The organism is Pectobacterium cacticida, assembly GCF_036885195.1.
In the GTDB taxonomy this organism is placed as follows: Bacteria; Pseudomonadota; Gammaproteobacteria; order Enterobacterales; family Enterobacteriaceae; genus Pectobacterium; species Pectobacterium cacticida.
Genome location: NZ_CP133656.1, coordinates 926,037 through 946,109 on the forward strand (window position 1 = coordinate 926,037; position 20,073 = coordinate 946,109).

The following is a 20,073-nucleotide window of genomic DNA, read 5'->3' on the forward strand; positions in this document are numbered from 1 at the left end:
AGCGGGTCATACCCAGGCGTATTAACGTTGGGCTTCGCCGCCCAACGCCTCAATCAGGTTGGCGATCAATGCCGCTAGTTCGCTGGTCATCAAAATGAAATCAGCATCAAACCGTTGGGCAAAATCATCCCGGTCGATATCATCGTTCTGTTCACGCAATGTGTCAGAGAATTTCAACCGTTTTAGTGAACCGTCCTCGGACAAAACCAGTTGAATGCGTTCCTGCCAGTCCAGCGCCAGCTTGGTGACGACTTTTCCTGCTTCAATATGTACGGCGATTTCATCGCAGACCAAATCCTGTTTTTTACAGCGGATAACCCCACCGTCTTCCAGGATTGCCTGCAATTCTGCCTCATCCTGTAGTGTAAACCCGGCGGGTGGTTCGCCTGAGCGCACCCATTCGGTTAGCGTTAGCTCAATAGGCGTTTCCATAGTCAGCGGCACCACCGGCAACGATCCCAGCGTTTTGCGTAGTAGCGCCAGCGTATCCTCTGCTTTTTTTGCGCTGGCGGCATCGACCATAATCAAACCATTTACCGTATCGATCCACAGCCAAATCTGGCTAAAACGGCTGAACGCGCGTGGAAGAAGGCTATGCAGCACTTCGTCCTTTAGTGAATCCTTTTCGGTTTTTTTGAGCTTACGATGCTGTTCGGCTTCCAGACGTTCGATTTTGGCCTGAAGCGTTTGCTTGATAACCGGAGACGGCAGAATCTTTTCTTCTTTGCGGGCGCAAATGACAATTTGCCCATTAACGGCGTGCGTTAATGCATCGCTATGGGAGCCCATTGGCGAAACCCAACCCGTTTTCATCATATCCTGGCTACCGCACGGACTAAATGCGAAGGCATTGAGGCGTTTTTCCAGCTCATCTATAGATAAACCGTTACCCTTGGACAGCGTGCTGTCCTGGCTTAGGCGGTAAATCATTACGTTTTTAAACCACAACATGGTGTTATCCCTGACTGGGCGCGCTGGTTGGCACGCGGGTTTGCAATATTGCGCGCATGATAACGAATTCGAAACCGTAATGTAGAATAAAAATGCCGGGAGTCAGCGGAATTCTCACCACGTTTTGAAGACGGATCACGGTCTATACGGCGTAGTGTGACGCTAACCGGCTGATACCCAATCCGTTAACTTTCTGTACGTTGATTTGCACGGGAATGCGTTCTTTCATGGCTTCAATATGGCTAATGACGCCGATAGTTTTCCCGGATGCATTCAGGTTATCCAGCGCATCCAGCGCAATATCCAGCGTCTCGGCATCCAGCGTGCCAAAGCCTTCATCCAAAAAGAGCGAGTCAATGCTGGTTTTATGACTAACCAGATCGGATAACGCCAGCGCCAGCGCCAGGCTGACCAGAAAACTCTCACCGCCGGATAGCGTTTTGGTGTCGCGTTCGGCATCAGCCTGCCAGGTATCCATCACCAATAATTCCAGTTCGCCGCCGGGCTTACGTTTTAGCTGGTAACGCTCGTGCAGGCGTGCAAGCTGGAGATTGGCGAGATAAATCAGATGGTCCAACGTCAACCCCTGAGCAAACTTGCGGAATTTATCCCCTTTACTGGATCCGATTAACGAATTTAACGTTTCCCAGTCATCATACCGTTGCTGGCTTTGGGCGATCTCATTGAGCAAGGTTTGTTGGCTCTGGCGCTGTAGCCGATCGTCAGCCAATTGGCGTTGAAGTTCACCCTGTTGTCGCAGATTGGTTTTCAGCGTTTCATCCTGCGTCACCAACCGTTGCTGTATCGCTTCTTGCGTGATGTCTTCCGTCAGAGAGGCTGGTCGTTTTTGTTGCTGTTCAAGGAGCGCCTGTTCAGCCTGCTGCCGCAGCGCCGTTGCCTGCTGCAAGTGCTGATACAGTGTTTCCTTAAGTTCCTGCAATGTCTGGCGTTCCTGTTCATCAAGCAGCGCATCGAGAAAGGTGGTTTCATCAATGAAAGTGCTTTGCTGCAACGCCAGAGTAAAGCGTTCGGCCGCACTCTCATGCTGGCGTGTACACTGGTCATATTGCTGCTGCGTGCTAGCCAGCTCTCCCGTCAGACGGCTTAACGCCGTTTCGGTTTGCTGTCGAGCTGATAGGGCTAGCCTCAGCGCATCGTCGTACTGCTGGCTGGCTCGCTGTAGCTGTTCGCGCACGGTGGCGATTTGTCTGTCCCCGAACAATGCCTGCCGCGCCTGTTGGTTTGCACTGAGCAACGCAAGGTGCTGTTCCAACTGCTGTTGCTGCGTTTGGCATTGCTGTTTTGCTTCGGTCACGTTGTGATTCAGATGCTGTAGGTCGCTTTCCAACGTGGCTAACAGAGGAATTAAGCGAGATTGCTCCTGCTCTTTGGTTTTCCAGTCTTGCCATTCTCTGTCACGCTGAGCCAGCCAGCCATCCTGTGTGTCAGCGTCTGGCAAAAGAAGCCCCACCGTTGTCAGCGTCTGCGTGATGTCCTGAGTATGTTGTGCGATCTGCTGATGCACGTTTTGCAGTGATTGATCGATCTCTTGTTGCGTAACGCTTAGCGAGGATTGCTGCTGGATATTCAACGCGATCTTCTGCTCGAGTTCTCGCTGTAATGCCTCTGCGGCAGTCAGTAAATCCTTACTTTCCTGCCACTGTTTTTGCAATTGCTCGCGTGCGGCAATCTGCTGTCGAATGGCCTGTTCTTCGGCTTCACGCTCTGTAAGCCAGACGGCTATTTCGTCCTGCTGTTCCAGCGAGTAGGTAACTTGTAAGCGCTCACTGACATCTTGCCATTGTTGCAGCAGAGCCTGATGCTCGCTATCGCATTGAGCAAGCTCCAATTGCAGCTGTTCCCGCTGCTGTAAGCGTGCGTTCAGCTCAGCAGTGGTGTTTGCCAGCGCGATGGTTAACTGGTTCACCTCCTGTTGTAGTGCCGTCAGACGCCGTTGCGTTTCAGACGGTTGCAATGCCTGATAGCGCTCGATGGCGGGGTGCTCCGTTGAGCCGCATAGCGGGCACGCCTCTCCCGCCTGTAGCCGCTGGCGTTCGGCTTCCAGCTTAACAATATGCATTTCCTGCCGATATATCGTTTCCAAATCGGCCAGACGCTCGCTGCGTTGCTGATGTTCAGACTGCTGCTGTTTCTGCAATATTTCTAACTGGTCGATATGGTCTTGTGTCTCAACGAGTTTGGCGAGATGTTGCTGCTTGCTCACCTGAAGGCGCTGGTATTGGTCGCTGACGGTGGCGAGTTGCCGACATATAGCCTGCTGATCCATGAGCTGATTAAAGCGCTGGTACAGAGCGGAAAGTGGCTGGTGCGCATCCTGAAGTTGCCGCGTTTCATCATGTTGAGTGAACAGCTGGCGCACAGCATTAACGGCCTTTTGTTGCTCACGCAACTGTATCGCCAGCTTGTCGGCTTCTTGCTGCCATGCCGTCGACTCTGCCATATGCTGTGCCTGTTTGTGGTTCAGCTTTTGTCGATCGTCCTGCAACTGGCGCAACTGGCGAAATTGGGTACGCCATAGCGGTAACAGCTCTCCCCATTGCTGGTGATGTGCGTGTTGCTGGCGATAAGATTGGATCTGTTCAAGCTGCCGCTTAGCTTGCCGTTGTTCTGCGGCGACCTGTGTTTGTTTAGACTCGTTGGCGTGCAGGCGAGCCTGCGTTTTTGCCAGTTCATCCTGCCGCTGGTTTTTTTGCTGTTCCAGCATAGCAATGCGCTGGTCAAGCGGCACGACCTGCTCGTTGATCAAACGCTCTTGTTCCTGCCGCTCTCGTTTATGTTTGCTAACGTCTTGCTCCGCCTTTTCCTCCTGCTGGCGCAGAGTAGTTAACTCACTTTGCTTATCGGCCAGCGATCGGGACAAGTGCTCAATCCGCTGGGCGAGTGCCAGAGACTCCTGACGGTAGCGCTCTTTTTCCTGATGTAGCGGTCTCAGTTTTTCTGCCGGTTCGTTGTTGGCTAATTTGTCGAGCTGCGATCTGGCCTGCTGGATGGCGGATTCGGCGCGCGTATGTTGCGCCTGCGCATGCGTTACCCTCGTTTGCTGCAGCGTCAGTTGCTCAAACCAGCGCAGCGCAGTCAGTGTTTGCTCACGTTCGGCGTTGCGCTGTTGCTCCTGTTGCGTCAGTTCGGCAAGCTGATTTTCTATCTGCTGGCGTTGTTCATCGCTCAATAATTGAATACTGAGTGCGCGCGTCTGTAACGTGTTCAATGCGACGCTGGCTTGTTTGTGCTTGTCATAAACGCGTTCGGAAATCAGGCCGTAGATATCTGTACCCGTTAATTCTTCCAGAAGTGCCGCCCTATCGTCCGCCTTAGCGTTGAGGAAGGCGGCAAATTGTCCCTGCGATAACATCATAGATCGCGTAAAGCGGCCGAAATCCAACCCGGTGAGCTGTGTGATCATGTCTTTTTTGTCATTCAGCTTTTCACACAGAATTTTACCGCCTTCAATAAGCGCGAGTTCGGCCTTGGGAGACTGTAAGTTGCCATCAGGCGCATTTCTTGCCCTACGTTGGCTCCAGAAGGCACGATATCCGACGCCTTTGACCTCAAATTCGACCTCGGCAAGGCATTCTGCGGTGTTACGCGTCATCAAATCATTCTGGCTGGCGGAAAGCAGCCCAAGGCGTGGCGTCTCGTGGTATAACGCCAGACAAATGGCGTCGAGTAGCGTCGTTTTCCCGGCGCCTGTCGGGCCGGTAATGGCGAATAGAGCGTTGCTGGAAAAAGGCTCCTGCGTGAAATCGATCTTCCATTCGCCTTTCAACGCGTTAAGGTTTTTTAAGCGCAGGCTGAGAATTTTCATTCGGCAGCCTCGCTATTTTCTAATTCGTTAATAACCTGATTAAACAGCGTGCGCATGCGCTGTTGGCAACCATTTTCCAGGTCGGCCTCCATTGCCAGACGACGTTCAAAAACGTCATAAACACTTAATTCATTCAGCGTTTCCTTATCCTGTCGGATAATCGCCTGCATACGTTGTTCACGTGCGCGCCGGAGTCGAAGCACCTCGACAGGCAAGCCCTCGGTCATGGCCTGAATGCGTTTCTGCATGTCGCTCAGGTAATCCTGCGTGTTGAGTTCGATATCCAGCCATACCGGTTTATCCCCTTGATAGGTTTTGAAAGCGGTGAGCCGCTGCTCAATGTCGCGCAGACTGCCTTTCATCAACAGCATCGGCTGGGTCACGGGGATTGGCAGGGTATCTATCTGTATCCGTGGCGGTGTTTTCGACAAATCATCGGCGGTGAAGCTGACCAGACAGACTGATTTCTCACTGTTGAGTTCATCAAAACTGAGCGGGATGGGGGAACCGCTGTAGCGAATATGCTCACTTTGGGTTACGCGTTGCGGCCGATGAATATGGCCAAGCGCGATATAATCTGCGGGAGGGAAAGCCTGGGCAGGGAAAGCATCGAGCGTGCCAATATAGATGTCACGCACAGATTCGGAGGCGGTCGCGCCAATGGTCGTCAGGTGCCCGGTTGCAATAATCGGTAGCGGCAGGCCGAGTTCATCACGTTTTTGGCAAGCCAGTTGGTAACTGCGCTGGTAGTGCGTCGTAATCGCTTCCTGAAGCGCGAACTGTTTTTCATCGCCTGATTGCCCGGCTTTGCTAGTGAGCACATCTCGTGGACGCAAATAAGGAATTGCGCAGAGCAGGGCGCCGGGTTGATGCTGACGGTTTTCCAGTAACAGCACCTGTTGAGCGGGATCATCACTGGCGCTGGCAACGACCTGCGTATTCAGGCAGGCCAGTACATCACGGGATTCGTTTAACATCGCCACCGAGTCATGGTTTCCACCGAGAATGACAAGCTGGCAGCCTGTTCGCTGTAGTTCAACGACAAAGCGATAGTACATTTCTCGCGCATAGCTAGGGGGGGAACCGTTATCAAAAATATCCCCCGCGACGATAACAGCGTCGACTTCATGTTGAACCACCTGGGCAATGAGCCAGTGCAGGAAAGCCTGATGTTCCGCGGCGCGGCTTTTGGAATAAAAATATTGTCCTAAATGCCAATCGGCGGTGTGGATAATGCGCATTGGGCTCTCTCAATATTTATACGATAGGCATTGTCATTATTCATTATGCGAATTGCGAATAAGGAAACGCCTATCTCGTCGCGATAGTGATCTGTCATCGTCATGCTACGATTATATAGAGCAAGGGTGATGGCTGTCGCGCGGGGAATTGAGCGTTTGCAATGCGGCTCGAAAAACAGGATGTCTAGGGTGCAATAGCCTACAATGAGAGGTCAGGCGTTTTTCATAAATCTGTCATAAAACTGACGCATAATGCCTCCGCCTGCTAACAGCGACGATGATTAACGACAGGATTAACGATGGCAAAACGCATATTAGTCGTGGAAGATGAAGCACCAATCCGTGAAATGGTTTGCTTTGTACTGGAGCAAAATGGCTATCAGCCAGTTGAAGCTGAAGATTATGACAGCGCGGTAACGCAGTTGTCGGAACCCTTTCCTGATTTGGTGCTATTAGACTGGATGCTGCCGGGTGGTTCGGGCTTGCAATTTATCAAGCATATGAAGCGGGAGGCGCTGACGCGTGATATTCCGGTGATGATGTTGACCGCCCGCGGTGAGGAAGAGGACCGTGTGCGCGGGCTGGAAGTCGGCGCGGATGATTATATTACCAAGCCGTTTTCGCCCAAAGAGTTGGTTGCACGCATCAAAGCGGTTATGCGCCGCATTTCGCCGATGGCGGTGGAAGATGTGATCGAAATGCGTGGATTAAGCCTCGATCCTTCCTCGCATCGCGTGACGACCGAAGAGCTTGCGTTGGACATGGGGCCGACGGAATTTAAATTGCTGCATTTTTTTATGACACACCCCGAGCGTGTTTATAGTCGGGAACAGTTGCTCAATCATGTGTGGGGCACTAACGTTTATGTAGAAGATCGAACCGTCGATGTCCATATTCGTCGCCTGCGTAAAGCGCTGGAAACCAGCGGGCATGACAAAATGGTGCAAACCGTTCGGGGAACGGGTTACCGTTTTTCAACGCGTTACTGAGGTGGTATTCACCGGAGAAATGTTAACGTGCTAGAGCGTTTATCCTGGAAAAGGCTAGCATTGGAGCTGGCTTTTTTTTGTTTGCCTGCGGTGCTACTGGGGCTGATTTTTGGCTATCTGCCCTGGTTCCTGCTGGTCGCCGTACTGAGCCTGCTCTGCTGGAATTTTTATAACCAGTTGAAACTATCCCATTGGCTGTGGGTCGATCGCAGTATGACGCCGCCGCCCGGCCGTTGGAGCTGGGAGCCGCTGTTTTACGGCCTTTATCAGATGCAATTACGTAATCGCCGCCGTCGCCGCGAACTGGCGCTTTTAATCAAACGATTCCGTAGCGGTGCCGAATCTTTACCCGATGCCGTGGTAATGACTACCGAAGACGGGACCATCTTTTGGTGTAATCATCTGGCGCAGCATCTGTTAAGTTTCCGTTGGCCGGAGGATAACGGTCAAAATATTCTTAACTTATTACGTTATCCCGACTTTACCAATTACATGAAGGCGCAGGATTTTAGCCGCCCTCTCACACTGCAATTGAATAATTCCCACCATGTTGAATTTCGCATAATGCCGTATTCCGCAGGGCAGTTACTGATGGTGGTACGCGATGTTACGCAAATGCACCAGCTTGAAGGCGCCAGACGTAACTTTTTCGCTAATGTCAGTCATGAGCTGCGAACGCCGCTTACGGTGCTGCAAGGGTATTTGGAAATGATGCAGGAAGATACGTTGGATGCGGCGTTGCGAGGGAAAGCGTTGAGTACGATGCAGGAGCAGACTCGGCGGATGGACGGATTAGTTAAACAACTGCTAACGTTATCCCGTATTGAGGCGGCTACGGCGATTGATCTAAATGAAAAAGTAGATATTCCGCTGATATTGCGCGTATTGCAACGAGAAGCGCAGACGCTGAGCCAGGGACGCCATGAGATAGTCTTCCGCGTAAATGAAAACCTTCGCGTGTTTGGCAATGAAGAACAACTCCGTAGCGCCGTATCCAATCTGGTCTATAACGCCGTTAACCATACTCCAGAAGGGACGCATATCGAAGTGTGTTGGCAGAAGGTTCCGCAGGGGGCGCAGTTTCAGGTTAGCGATAACGGGCCGGGAATTGCGGCCGAGCATTTACCACGCCTAACAGAACGCTTTTACCGGGTTGACAAAGCGCGTTCACGGCAGACCGGTGGCAGCGGGCTGGGGCTGGCAATTGTTAAACACGCGCTCAGCCACCATGATTCCCGTCTGGAAATCATGAGCGAGGATGGTTTGGGAGCGCGATTTGTCTTTACCCTGCCGAACCCGTTGATTGTACCGACCTCTCTGGCCGAGAATACGACAAAATCTTCGGCCTGACGGAAAATAGTATTGATGAGACTCGCCATTCGTATTGCTGGCGCTTGGCTACTGCTGATCGGCGCGTTTTGTTTTGCTCAGCCTCGCCAGATGCTGGCGGGGAATCTATCCAGCGCGGGATCGGATACGCTGGCTAATCTCATGACGTTCTGGGCGGCTGATTTCAACCAGCACTACCCAAACGTGAATTTACAGATTCAGGCCGCTGGGTCATCTTCCGCGCCAACGTCTCTGGCATCGGGAGCGGCGCAACTTGGGCCGATGAGCCGGGCGATGAAAGCCAGTGAAATCGAGGCATTTGTCCGACACTATGGTTATCCACCCTTGGCTGTGCCGGTAGCGATGGATGCGCTGGTTGTGTTGGTTAATCAGGATAACCCACTACCTGGGCTGAATGTTTCACAGTTGGATGCAATCTTTTCCATTACGCAGCGCTGCGGCCACCACCAGCCGATAAAATTCTGGGGCGACCTCGGCTTGCACGGCAGTTGGCAACGGCGCGCGTTACTGCGCTATGGACGAAATTCAGCGTCGGGAACCTATGGCTTTTTCAAACAAAGGGCGCTTTGCAGCGGTGATTTTCTTCCGCAAGTGAATGAGTTGCCCGGATCGTCCTCTGTCGTGCAGGCCGTTGCCGCCTCAACCGAGGCTATTGGCTACGCCAGCGTGGGCTTTCGCGCGAGTGGAGTCAGGATGGTACCTCTGGCGGTGGAAGGGCACGATTATATCTTCCCCTCAACTGAAAATATCCGCAGTGGTTTATATCCCTACACCCGCTATCTCTACATCTATGTGAATAAGGCACCCGGCCAGGCGCTGGATGCGCTGGTGGCGGCTTTTTTAGATCGCGTGCTCTCTGAAACGGGGCAGTCGCTGGTCAGCCAGGATGGTTACCTGCCATTGCCGGAGGCCGTGCGGCATCAGGCGCGACAGCAGATTGGCTTGCTGAAATAATGTCGTCGCCTGTCCGTATATGACCATACTTAACCTTAAATGAATTTTATTCATGTTACATGAGCATTCTTCAATTGCCCTGATCAGGGTTACATGACAGGATAGCGACAAATTCAGACGTCCAGATGGCTAAATAGATGTATGATGTAACAATCATTCTGGATGATTATTTCATATAGAAACCATTTTCCAGTGTGCGTTTTTCTTGAAGAAGCGTGCGGGCAATAGTTCAGGAGCAATACATGGCAACCCATTCATTCCCTTTTCGTGCCGAAATCGTCGGCAGTTTTCTCCGTCCAGCGGCCATCAAGCAGGCTCGCATTCAGCATCAGGCAGGCGAGATTGACGACATCACTCTGCGTAATATCGAAGATCGTGAGATTTTGCGCGTAGTGGAAAAGCAACGTGAAGCGGGCTTGCAGGTGGTTACCGATGGTGAATTTCGTCGAGCCTGGTGGCACTTCGATTTCTTCGCCGATTTACATGGCGTAGAACGTTACGAAGCTGAACACGGTATCCAATTCAACGGTATTCAAACCAAATCCCATGCCATTCGCGTTGTGGATAAAGTCCGTTTTAACGCCCAACATCCCATGCTCGATCATTTCCGCTATCTGAAGAGTATTTCAGGGGATGCCGTCGCCAAGATGACGATTCCTAGTCCGAGCGTGATGCATTTTCGCGGTGGACGCAAAGCGATTGATGCAACGGTTTATCCCGATCTGGCCGACTATTTTGATGATCTGGCGCAAACCTGGCGCGATGCGATTCACGCCTTTTATGATGCTGGCTGCCGTTTCCTGCAATTGGATGATACCGTATGGGCCTATCTCTGTTCAGACGATCAAAAGCGTCAGATGCGTGAACGTGGTGATGATCCGGCGCAATTAGCGCGCACGTATGCCGATGTCCTGAATAAAGCCTTGGCGGATAAACCCGCTGATTTGGTTATTGGTTTACATGTTTGCCGGGGTAATTTCCGATCAACCTGGATTTCCGAAGGCGGATATGAACCCGTGGCGGAAATTCTGTTTGGCGAAGTGAACGTCGATGCGTTTTTCCTGGAATACGATAGCGAAAGAGCGGGTGGGTTTGAGCCGCTGCGTTTTGTGAAGCCGGGTCATCAGCAGGTGGTGTTGGGGCTGATCACCACCAAGACGGGTGAACTGGAAGATGCCGATGTGGTTCAGGCGCGTATTGAGGAAGCCACTAAGTATGTTGATATCAACCAGCTTTGTCTGAGCCCGCAGTGTGGTTTTGCCTCAACGGAAGAAGGGAATAGTCTGACCGAAGAGCAGCAGTGGAATAAGTTGAAACTTGTTGTGGATATTGCGCATCGCGTGTGGGGGTAAAGCGCGTCACGTCGCGTTTGCCTGTCGATGATAAAAGGCCGGATCTCAGGATTCGGCCTTAATTTTTATTTTACGTAGAGCCCTAATGGGATAGGGTCTTATCCTGATCGCTATCTATCTTATCCTGAGCAATGCGCTTAATGGTTGAAAAGCGCATGCCGCTACGGCATTGAACTCTTTTTTTGCAAAAAACATCGATAAATGCATAAATCGTGTGATACGCAAACCACATTTAGCAGAATTTTATTCTAGCATTTCTATAAAATGCGGGCTGATATCTTGGTTTTAGGATCATCGCTTGTCTTTTAACGCTACAGAAGTTTTACTTATGCCCCTATATCGCTGTGCAAAATAACGCCTCTATGCGACTTGCCCTTTATACGTCGCCAGCGTGTTGATCGTTGTGCTTTTCGATTACCTATGTATGGGCCGATTTGTGGCAACAATACGCGACACAGCTTCTTTTTACCGATTTGATACAGGCATTACGACATCGCTATGAGTCATCGTTTAACGTCCAAAGATATTATGGCATTAGGTTTTATGACCTTTGCTTTATTCGTAGGCGCGGGGAATATTATTTTCCCGCCGATGGTGGGAGCGCAAGCGGGAGAACAGGTTTGGACGGCAGCGATAGGCTTCCTGCTTACGGCGGTGGGTTTGCCCGTGCTGACCGTGATCGCGCTAGCCCGGGTTGGCGGCGGTGTTGAAGCGCTGAGCTCGCCGATGGGTAAAAAAGCGGGTTTAGTTTTGGCTACGGTGTGCTATTTGGCCGTGGGGCCGCTGTTTGCGACGCCGCGCACCGCAACGGTATCGTTTGAAGTCGGTCTGGCGCCTTTAGTCGGCAACACCGCGTCTCCGCTGTTGATTTATAGCCTGATTTATTTCGCCATTGTTATTGCGATATCCCTGTATCCAGGCAAATTGCTGGATACAGTAGGTCATGTACTCGCGCCATTGAAAATTCTGGCGCTGGCGGTGCTGGGGATAGCGGCAGTATTGTGGCCTGCCGGTTCGCCGATCCCTGCGTCTGAGGCGTATGAGCATTTGCCGTTTTCCACCGGTTTCGTCAACGGTTATCTGACGATGGATACACTGGGTGCGATGGTCTTTGGTATTGTGATCGTAAACGCCGCCCGATCTCGTGGCGTGACAAGCCCAGGGTTACTGACGCGTTACACCGTTTGGGCGGGATTAATTGCCGGTGTCGGTTTGACGCTGGTCTATTTAAGTCTTTTTCGGCTTGGCTCAGTCAGCGGTGAACTCGTGCCGCAGGCGCAAAACGGCGCTGAAATTCTTCACGCTTACGTGCAACACACCTTTGGCAATATGGGCAGCAGTTTTCTGGCGTTGCTAATTTTCATCGCATGTCTGGTGACGGCGGTGGGGCTAACCTGTGCCTGTGCCGAATTCTTTGCACAATATCTACCGCTGTCCTATCGCACGCTGGTATGGGTATTAGGCGCATTTTCTATGGTGGTATCCAATTTGGGCTTAAGCCATCTGATCCAGCTCTCTATTCCTGTACTTACGGCAATTTATCCGCCGTGTATCATTCTGGTGTTATTGAGCTTTACGCTACGTTGGTGGAATAGTGCTTCTCGTATTGTGGCGCCTGTGATGTTAGTCAGTCTGTTATTTGGCATGATCGATGGTATAAAGTCGTCGACTTTCAAATCACTATTGCCAGAGTGGGGCCTTAACCTGCCACTCAGTGAACAAGGATTGGCCTGGTTGCCGCCATCGCTGCTAGTTTTGTTGGTTGTAGTGATTTATGACAGACAATGCGGTCGCCGGGACGTGGCGGTACATCAGTCATAGCGTTTTCTCACTGCGCCGAGGCTGTTTGATGCCGTATTGTTCAAGTGTCATGTTGGATTTCTGTACCACAGGCAGAGGCCTGTGGTTTTTCTTTTTGTCCTATTTTTTTTGTCTAAGACAGGGTTTGCTTATCAATGGAACAACCATCCTCAACGCTCAAGCGTGGGTTAAGCACGCGGCATATTCGTTTTATCGCTTTAGGCTCTGCGATTGGAACCGGCCTGTTTTATGGTTCCGCTAATGCGATCCAAATGGCCGGTCCCAGCGTGTTGTTGGCTTATCTGATCGGTGGCGTGGTTGCGTACATTATCATGCGCGCGCTGGGCGAAATGTCGGTACACAATCCGCAATCTAGCTCGTTTTCTCGCTATGCTCAGGATTATCTAGGGCCTTTGGCGGGCTATATCACCGGTTGGACTTACTGTTTTGAGATGCTGATCGTCGCCATTGCCGATGTTACCGCATTCGGTATCTATATGGGGGTCTGGTTTCCTGCCGTGCCGCATTGGGTATGGGTTTTGAGCGTGGTGCTCATCATTGGCGCGATTAATCTGATGAATGTGAAAGCCTTTGGTGAGTTGGAGTTCTGGCTCTCTTTCTTCAAGGTCGCCACCATTATCATTATGATTGTCGCCGGTATCGGTATCATCATTTGGGGAATTGGCAATGGCGGCCAACCTACCGGTATTCATAACCTGTGGAGTCATGGCGGGTTCTTCAGTAACGGCGTGATGGGGATGATTTTATCGTTGCAACTGGTGATGTTTGCCTATGGCGGCGTGGAGATCATCGGGATCACCGCCGGTGAAGCGAAAGAGCCGCATAAATCTATCCCGCGAGCGATTAACTCAGTGCCATGGCGGATTCTGGTGTTCTATGTCGGGACGCTGTTTGTGATTATGTCCATTTACCCGTGGAATCAGGTCGGGACGAATGGCAGCCCATTCGTATTGACATTCCAGCATATGGGGATCACGGCGGCGGCGGGTATCCTGAATTTTGTGGTGATTACCGCGTCGCTATCTGCGATTAACAGCGATGTGTTTGGTGTCGGGCGCATGTTGCATGGCATGGCGCAACAGGGTCATGCACCTAGGGTGTTTAGTCGCGTTTCCAAACGCGGTATTCCATGGGTAACGGTGGTCGTGATGATGACTGCGCTGCTCGTGGCGGTGTATCTGAATTACATTATGCCCGGCAAAGTGTTTCTGGTGATCGCTTCACTGGCAACGTTTGCCACCGTGTGGGTGTGGATCATGATTCTACTTTCCCAGATTGCGTTTCGCCGCCGTTTGAACCCGAATGAAGTTAAGGCACTGGCATTCCCGCTGCGCGGCGGTATTGCCACGTCGATATGTGGCATTATCTTCCTTCTTTTTATCATCGGCCTGATTGGCTATTTCCCGGATACTCGCGTGTCGCTGTATGTCGGTATTATCTGGATAGCGCTGCTTTTGGTGGGCTATGTCTGGAAGAGGAAACGTCAGAACGCGGTGACTATACAGAATTAAACTCGTCGCTTGCTATTAGAAGAAGCGAGGTTGCTGACAAAGTCCGCAGAGCGGGAGTAACGGATAGATCGTAAAGACGCTGTGAATACGCCCATGGTCGCTCGGCCTGCGCAGATATGAATCTCATCCCTGAGATTCACCCCTTTCAGGGCCGTCGCAAGCGACGTTCAAAAATGTTCCTGACGTTTTTGTCCCTGGCGCAAACGCTTTATTCTTCTATTCCGTTACTCCCGTTTTCATTCGGTATCAGCCGCTTTCGTTCCTTTGCATGAGATATTACGCTTTCTGCGCCGTCATTTGCTGCGCCATTACTCGCATATCGTGACCGGTTGGCGTCTGATGAATACGCAGACCAAACTCCGGCAGAACCGCAAAGATGTGGTCGAAGATATCGGACTGAATGCCTTCGTACTCGACCCAGGCGGTCGTGTTGGTAAACGCATAGACTTCCAGCGGCACCCCCTCTGAGGTTGGCGCAAGTTGCCGTACCATCAGCGTCATTCCTTTATGGATCCCTGGATGAGCGCGTAAGTAAGCCTGAAGATAGGCGCGGAAAGTGCCTAGATTGGTCAGACGCCGACCATTCAGCGGCGATGCCAAATCGGCGGCAGCCTGTGCGTTGTGCCGTTCCAATTCACTCTTTTTGTTATGAATGTAAGGCGATAGGAGGGTGCTCCGTAGTAGCCGCGCCTGCTCATCTTCCGTCATAAAATGAACGCTAGTGGTATCAATATTAATACTTCGCTTAATACGTCGACCTCCTGATTCTGACATCGAACGCCAGTTTTTGAAGGAATCGGATACCAGTGCGTAAGTGGGAATGGTGGTGACAGTATTGTCCCAGTTTTTCACTTTTACCGTAGTCAGCCCGATGTCAATCACCGCGCCGTCAGCGCCGTATTTCGGCATTTCGAGCCAGTCTCCCAGCGCTAACATATCATTAGCGGAGAGTTGGATACCGGCCACCAAACCTAAAATCGGATCTTTGAAGACCAACATTAGTACGGCGGCCATCGCACCTAAACCACTAATGAGAATCAGCGGCGATTTTCCGATAAGCAGAGACACGACCATGATACTGATGATGATGCTGGCAATCAGTTTCAAACTCTGAAAAATACCGCGTAACGGCAATTGGGCGGCGACTTGGGTACGGGCAGAAATACTTAGCAGAACGTCGAGTAGCGAAAACAGCGACAGCAGGGCAAAAAACATGATCCAAACTTGGGAGCAGATGATGAGTGCTTCTCGAGTTTCACTCTGCGAGGGAAGCCACACAACGACCTGAATATTGAGGATCACCCCTTGTAGTAAGAAAGCCAGTCGGTTGAATAAGTTATGTTGCGTTAGCGCCTGTTTCCACGCGCGTCCTCCCGTTTTTCCTGGCTTATTGAGCGAACGTAGCACAATTCGTTTCAAAACGACCTGATGTAAAATCAGATGAATCACGGCAGAAATGAGCAATATCAGCCCAAGAACAATCAGTAATGCAATGAGACTGGCGTGCTGTATCCCAGCCTCTCTTAGCCATAGCGCGAGGTTTTGTTGCATGCATTCTCCTTGTATTCCGATGAATCTGTCGTGTCGTGATGCGATGTGGCGTTAAGGCTAAGGATTTCGTGCCGCGAGTCAACATTTTGTATTTTCTGGCATAGCAGCGGAAGGATGAATGTAGAGGGTAATGAGAAAATAACGCGAAAAAAAAGCCAACCGCGATTCGGCTGACTTAATGGCTATAAATCATTTATGCCAGCAAACCGTTGATTACAGCTTGTCTGCGTTTTCAGACAGGTATTTTGCTACGCCATCGGGTGACGCACCCATACCAGATTTACCTTTTTCCCACTGTGCCGGGCACACTTCGCCGTGCTCTTCGTGGAATTGCAGTGCATCAACGGTACGTAGCATTTCATCGATGTTACGGCCCAGCGGCAGATCGTTGACAACCTGATGACGAACGATGCCATTTTTGTCGATAAGGAAAGATCCGCGTAGTGCAACACCCGCTTCAGGATGTTCGATGCCATAGGCTTTCTGGATTTCGCGCTTAACGTCCGCGACCATCGCGTATTGGACTTCGCCAATGCCGCCTTTTTCCACAGGGGTTTTGCGCCATGCGTTGTGAACGAATTCGGAATCGAAAGAGACGCCAACAACTTCTACACCACGTTTTTTGAATTCGGCATAGCGGTGATCGAATGCAATCAGTTCCGATGGGCAAACGAAGGTGAAGTCCATTGGCCAGAAGAAGACTACGGCAGCTTTACCGTTAATGTGTTTCTTTAGGTTGAAATTTTCGACAATTTCGCCATTACCCAAAACGGCGGCGGCGGTGAAGTCTGGAGCTTGACGAGTTACCAGGACCATAATTACTCCTGTAGATTACAATTAGTGATAAGAAGTGGAAAACCGTAATAAGTATAGGGGCTCTACCTAAGGGAATACAGGCGAAGAGGCCAATCAATAAGATAGGTTACACCTATTAATCTCATTGTTATTTCCTTTCAATAGAGGCCAGCAATCTTTTTAGCGGAAAGCGCCCTTTTTGGAAAGAACACTATACCACGTAGTAAAATTGAACATACGTCAGTTTACAGCTGATGTGTTTTGGCTAGCTGCATCATCCGCGGATAAAACTGCCAGAAGAGCGTTTCAAATTGGTGATAGTGGTGCTCAATATCCTGAAACGAACCGGATAACGTAGCCAGTTTCGGACGACGCACCGACATTCTGTGCAGCACATCGGCGATAAACGGCAGCTCTGCGTAACGTGTCATCCAGCGTTCCGGCCACAGATAGCGATTTAGGTTCTGGAAGTGTTCGGGGGTTTGCGCCAGATGGGGCTCTATTTGCCGTTGCGCGCTATCGATAAACGTTTGTAGAGGTGTTTCCGGCACTAACTGGATCCAGTGGCGAGAAAGGTAGTGATCCCATAAGACATCCAATGAAATAGGGGCGACACGACGGAATTCATCGCTGAAATACCGTCGCGCCTGTTTGATCTCTGGCAGGCTATCAGTTAGTGAGTCAACGCGTCGGTGTAGGCGGATACCCGCAACGATGTCGTCAGCGTAGCGATCCTGCGGGTTACCGCGCACAAAGTCTGCCATTAAATTACCTAGCAGAGAACTGTCGGCCAGCGTGGCTAGATGGAGGTGAGCAAGAAAATTCATGGCGGTAGTATAGCTATTTCTTCCTTTATTAGGCACCCCATCTTCTCTGGGCGTGCGCTTATCTCTTGCAGCCATGTGCTCGCGGCTCTAGACTAGGCCGCCCATTTTTGATGTGTTAACAGCTAAGTGAATGACCATGCGTGTTGCCGATTTTTCGTTTGAGCTTCCTGAATCGTTGATTGCCCATTACCCACAAGCGGAACGCAGCGGTTGCCGATTGTTATCGCTGGATGGGCCGACTGGAAACCTGACGCACGGCGTGTTTACCGATTTGCTGGATATGCTGTCTCCGGGCGACCTGCTGGTGTTCAACAACACGCGCGTTATTCCGGCTCGCCTCTTTGGTCGCAAAGCCAGTGGCGGCAAGTTGGAAGTGCTGGTGGAGCGTGTTTTGGACGATCATCGGGTGCTGGCGCACGTTCGGGCGTCGAAAGCGCCAAAACCGGGCACGGAACTGTTGTTGGGCGATGATGAAAGCGTTAGGGCCACGATGGCCGCGCGTCATGATGCGTTATTTGAGCTGCATTTCGATGATTCCCGCGATGTGCTGACCATTCTGAATGACATCGGTCACATGCCTTTGCCGCCTTATATCGACAGACCCGATGAGGATGCCGACCGTGAGCTTTATCAAACGGTTTATAGTCAGCGTCCGGGGGCAGTCGCGGCGCCGACGGCAGGTTTACATTTTGATGAACCGATGCTGGCAGCGCTGCGCGAGAAGGGCATCGAAATGGCATTTGTCACGCTGCATGTGGGAGCGGGGACTTTCCAGCCGGTGCGCGTAGAGACGATCGAAGATCACATCATGCACGCCGAATATGCCGAAGTGCCGCAGGACGTTGTCGATGCCGTGCTGGCGTGTAAGGCGCGCGGGAATCGTGTAGTAGCCGTTGGCACGACTTCGGTACGCTCACTGGAAAGTGCCGCACAGGCCAGCCAGAACGCACCGATCGCGCCGTTCTTTGGTGATACCAACATTTTTATCTATCCAGGTTATCACTACCGCATAATCGATGCGCTGGTAACCAATTTCCATTTGCCCGAATCGACCCTCATCATGCTGGTGTCGGCCTTTGCTGGCTATCAGAATACGATGGCGGCCTACCGTGAAGCGGTAGCAGAGCAGTATCGTTTTTTCAGTTACGGCGATGCGATGTTTATTACGCGTAACACGCTGGCTGAGCAAGAAAAAGTGGGATAAGCCCTGTTTTCTGTGCAATAGCGATGTCGCAGACTACGTTCTGTCAGGCATTAATACACATTACTATCAGACTGTCTTTCTGATGCAGGAGAGCAAGTGAAGTACGAATTACAAACTACGGACGGCCGCGCGCGACGTGGCAGATTGATTTTTGAACGTGGCGTGGTGGAAACGCCGGCTTTTATGCCCGTAGGCACGTACGGCACGGTGAAAGGGATGACGCCGGAAGAGGTCAAGGATACTGGCGCGCAAATCTTGCTTGGTAACACCTTCCATTTATGGCTGCGTCCCGGCCAGGAAGTCATGAAGCGGCACGGCGATCTACACGATTTCATGCAATGGCATGGCCCGATTCTGACGGATTCCGGCGGATTTCAGGTGTTTAGCCTTGGTGATATTCGCAATATTACCGAACAGGGCGTGCATTTCCGTAACCCGATTAATGGAGACGCGATTTTTCTTAGTCCGGAAAAATCGATGGAGATTCAATACGATCTCGGTTCCGATATCGTGATGATCTTTGATGAATGTACTCCCTATCCTGCCGATTGGGATTACGCAAAGCGTTCTATGGAGATGTCGCTACGTTGGGCGAAACGCAGCCGCCAGCGTTTTGACGAATTACAGAATAAAAATGCGCTGTTTGGCATTATTCAAGGAAGTGTTTACGAAGATTTACGCGATGTATCGGTAAAAGGGCTGGTAGACATTGGCTTTGATGGGTACGCTGTGGGCGGCTTAGCCGTGGGTGAACCTAAAGAAGATATGCACCGTATTCTGGAACACGTTTGTCCGCAGATCCCCGCCGATAAACCACGCTATTTGATGGGTGTTGGTAAGCCGGAAGATTTGGTTGAAGGCGTTCGGCGCGGTATCGATATGTTTGACTGTGTTATGCCAACACGCAACGCCCGTAACGGACATCTTTTCGTGACGGATGGCGTGGTGAAAATCCGTAATGCAAAGTATAAAGACGATGTGAGTTCGTTGGATGAACACTGTGATTGCTACACGTGTCGCAATTATAGTCGTGCCTACTTGCATCATCTTGACCGTTGCAACGAAATACTCGGAGCGCGGCTCAATACCATTCATAATTTACGTTATTATCAGCGTTTAATGGCGGGTTTACGTCAGGCCATTGAAGAGGGTAAATTAGAGCACTTTGTGGTGGATTTTTATCAGCGGATGGGCAAACCCATTCCGCCGCTTGCTGAAAAAATGTTGCCGTGAGTCGTTGATAGCCCGTTTAAATGGCTGTTTTGTAACAACAGCATGTTGCTGTGAAGCGTTTTCACGATGGTAAAGTTGATAATTTATCTGTTTGATAGCTTATCTTTTGACAAAAAAGAGGATATTTAAATGAGTTTTTTCATCTCCGATGCTGTAGCTGCAACAGGCGCTCCGGCACAGGGAAGCCCGTACTCTCTGGTTATTATGCTGGCCGTTTTTGGTCTGATTTTTTACTTTATGATCCTGCGTCCCCAGCAAAAACGTGCCAAAGAGCACAAAAAGTTAATGGATTCCATTAGCAAAGGCGATGAGGTGTTAACGACCGGTGGTTTAGTAGGCCGTGTGACTAAAGTGTCCGAAACGGGCTATATTGCGATTGCGTTGAATGAAACCAATGAAGTGGTTATTAAACGCGATTTCGTGGCTGCCGTGCTGCCGAAGGGCACGATTAAGGCCCTGTAATTTCCG

General features: G+C 51.0%; 15 protein-coding genes. 9 read left to right on the forward strand and 6 right to left on the reverse strand.

Features of this window, described 5'->3' with window-relative positions:
* Positions 1-21 precede the first annotated feature (21 nt).
* The 3 genes from rdgC to sbcD all read right to left on the reverse strand — a co-directional run bounded on the left by rdgC (position 22) and on the right by sbcD (position 6,018).
* On the reverse strand, positions 22-951 hold the full coding sequence (rdgC, locus tag RFN81_RS04385; RefSeq protein ID WP_264497956.1) for a recombination-associated protein RdgC: 930 nt from the start codon (positions 949-951) through the stop codon (positions 22-24).
* Between the two features lie 142 nt (positions 952-1,093).
* Positions 1,094-4,777, reverse strand: a complete 3,684-nt coding sequence (locus RFN81_RS04390; protein ID WP_264497957.1) for an AAA family ATPase — start codon at positions 4,775-4,777, stop codon at positions 1,094-1,096.
* A complete protein-coding gene (gene sbcD / locus RFN81_RS04395; protein WP_264497958.1) occupies positions 4,774-6,018 on the reverse strand; it encodes an exonuclease subunit SbcD in 1,245 nt (414 codons plus the stop codon). Before sbcD ends, RFN81_RS04390 begins: the two co-directional genes overlap by 4 nt.
* 299 nt (positions 6,019-6,317) lie before the next feature.
* On the opposite strand from sbcD, the gene phoB reads away from it, so the two are divergent.
* From phoB to proY, 6 genes are all read left to right on the forward strand, one after another.
* The gene (phoB, locus tag RFN81_RS04400; protein ID WP_264497959.1) at positions 6,318-7,007 is read left to right on the forward strand and encodes a phosphate response regulator transcription factor PhoB; all 690 of its coding nucleotides are present in this window, start codon (positions 6,318-6,320) and stop codon (positions 7,005-7,007) included.
* Positions 7,008-7,034: 27 nt separating this feature from the next.
* On the forward strand, positions 7,035-8,357 hold the full coding sequence (phoR, locus tag RFN81_RS04405; RefSeq protein ID WP_264497960.1) for a phosphate regulon sensor histidine kinase PhoR: 1,323 nt from the start codon (positions 7,035-7,037) through the stop codon (positions 8,355-8,357).
* A 15-nt stretch (positions 8,358-8,372) separates the two neighbouring features.
* Positions 8,373-9,311 carry a PstS family phosphate ABC transporter substrate-binding protein gene (locus tag RFN81_RS04410; RefSeq protein WP_264497961.1) on the forward strand — a complete coding sequence of 313 codons (939 nt, stop codon included), beginning with the start codon at positions 8,373-8,375 and terminating at the stop codon, positions 9,309-9,311.
* A gap of 242 nt (positions 9,312-9,553) precedes the next feature.
* Positions 9,554-10,663 (forward strand): cobalamin-independent methionine synthase II family protein, encoded by a 1,110-nt coding sequence (locus RFN81_RS04415; RefSeq protein WP_264497962.1) that lies wholly within the window; start codon positions 9,554-9,556, stop codon positions 10,661-10,663.
* A 498-nt stretch (positions 10,664-11,161) separates the two neighbouring features.
* Complete coding sequence (brnQ, locus tag RFN81_RS04420; RefSeq protein ID WP_264497963.1) at positions 11,162-12,484, forward strand: branched-chain amino acid transport system II carrier protein; 1,323 nt, start codon at positions 11,162-11,164, stop codon at positions 12,482-12,484.
* 134 nt (positions 12,485-12,618) lie between these two features.
* Entirely contained in the window at positions 12,619-13,995 is a 1,377-nt protein-coding gene (gene proY, locus RFN81_RS04425) for a proline-specific permease ProY (RefSeq protein WP_264497964.1), read from the forward strand.
* 276 nt (positions 13,996-14,271) lie between these two features.
* On the opposite strand, the gene RFN81_RS04430 is transcribed toward proY, so the two are convergent.
* The 3 genes from RFN81_RS04430 to RFN81_RS04440 form a co-directional block, all read right to left on the reverse strand.
* Positions 14,272-15,546, reverse strand: coding sequence for a mechanosensitive ion channel family protein (locus RFN81_RS04430; RefSeq protein ID WP_264497965.1), 1,275 nt, complete (start codon positions 15,544-15,546; stop codon positions 14,272-14,274).
* Positions 15,547-15,759: 213 nt separating this feature from the next.
* The gene (locus tag RFN81_RS04435) at positions 15,760-16,362 is read right to left on the reverse strand and encodes a peroxiredoxin C (RefSeq protein ID WP_264497966.1); all 603 of its coding nucleotides are present in this window, start codon (positions 16,360-16,362) and stop codon (positions 15,760-15,762) included.
* A gap of 224 nt (positions 16,363-16,586) precedes the next feature.
* A complete protein-coding gene (locus RFN81_RS04440) occupies positions 16,587-17,168 on the reverse strand; it encodes an ACP phosphodiesterase (protein WP_264498868.1) in 582 nt (193 codons plus the stop codon).
* A 136-nt stretch (positions 17,169-17,304) separates the two neighbouring features.
* Here RFN81_RS04440 and queA point away from each other — a divergent pair, with 136 nt between their 5' ends.
* The 3 genes from queA (at position 17,305) to yajC (ending at position 20,067) form a co-directional block, all read left to right on the forward strand.
* Complete coding sequence (gene queA, locus RFN81_RS04445; protein ID WP_264497967.1) at positions 17,305-18,372, forward strand: tRNA preQ1(34) S-adenosylmethionine ribosyltransferase-isomerase QueA; 1,068 nt, start codon at positions 17,305-17,307, stop codon at positions 18,370-18,372.
* Between the two features lie 96 nt (positions 18,373-18,468).
* Complete coding sequence (gene tgt, locus RFN81_RS04450; protein WP_264497968.1) at positions 18,469-19,605, forward strand: tRNA guanosine(34) transglycosylase Tgt; 1,137 nt, start codon at positions 18,469-18,471, stop codon at positions 19,603-19,605.
* Between the two features lie 129 nt (positions 19,606-19,734).
* The gene (gene yajC / locus RFN81_RS04455) at positions 19,735-20,067 is read left to right on the forward strand and encodes a preprotein translocase subunit YajC (protein WP_264497969.1); all 333 of its coding nucleotides are present in this window, start codon (positions 19,735-19,737) and stop codon (positions 20,065-20,067) included.
* Positions 20,068-20,073: the final 6 nt, after the last annotated feature.

Coding starts and splice junctions, on each gene's coding strand:
- rdgC (WP_264497956.1), bottom strand. CDS start 951: ATGTTGTGGTTTAAAAACGTAATGATTTACCGCCTAAGCCAGGACAGC.
- RFN81_RS04390 (WP_264497957.1), bottom strand. CDS start 4,777: ATGAAAATTCTCAGCCTGCGCTTAAAAAACCTTAACGCGTTGAAAGGC.
- sbcD (WP_264497958.1), bottom strand. CDS start 6,018: ATGCGCATTATCCACACCGCCGATTGGCATTTAGGACAATATTTTTAT.
- phoB (WP_264497959.1), top strand. CDS start 6,318: ATGGCAAAACGCATATTAGTCGTGGAAGATGAAGCACCAATCCGTGAA.
- RFN81_RS04410 (WP_264497961.1), top strand. CDS start 8,373: ATGAGACTCGCCATTCGTATTGCTGGCGCTTGGCTACTGCTGATCGGC.
- RFN81_RS04415 (WP_264497962.1), top strand. CDS start 9,554: ATGGCAACCCATTCATTCCCTTTTCGTGCCGAAATCGTCGGCAGTTTT.
- brnQ (WP_264497963.1), top strand. CDS start 11,162: ATGAGTCATCGTTTAACGTCCAAAGATATTATGGCATTAGGTTTTATG.
- proY (WP_264497964.1), top strand. CDS start 12,619: ATGGAACAACCATCCTCAACGCTCAAGCGTGGGTTAAGCACGCGGCAT.
- RFN81_RS04430 (WP_264497965.1), bottom strand. CDS start 15,546: ATGCAACAAAACCTCGCGCTATGGCTAAGAGAGGCTGGGATACAGCAC.
- RFN81_RS04435 (WP_264497966.1), bottom strand. CDS start 16,362: ATGGTCCTGGTAACTCGTCAAGCTCCAGACTTCACCGCCGCCGCCGTT.
- RFN81_RS04440 (WP_264498868.1), bottom strand. CDS start 17,168: ATGAATTTTCTTGCTCACCTCCATCTAGCCACGCTGGCCGACAGTTCT.
- queA (WP_264497967.1), top strand. CDS start 17,305: ATGCGTGTTGCCGATTTTTCGTTTGAGCTTCCTGAATCGTTGATTGCC.
- yajC (WP_264497969.1), top strand. CDS start 19,735: ATGAGTTTTTTCATCTCCGATGCTGTAGCTGCAACAGGCGCTCCGGCA.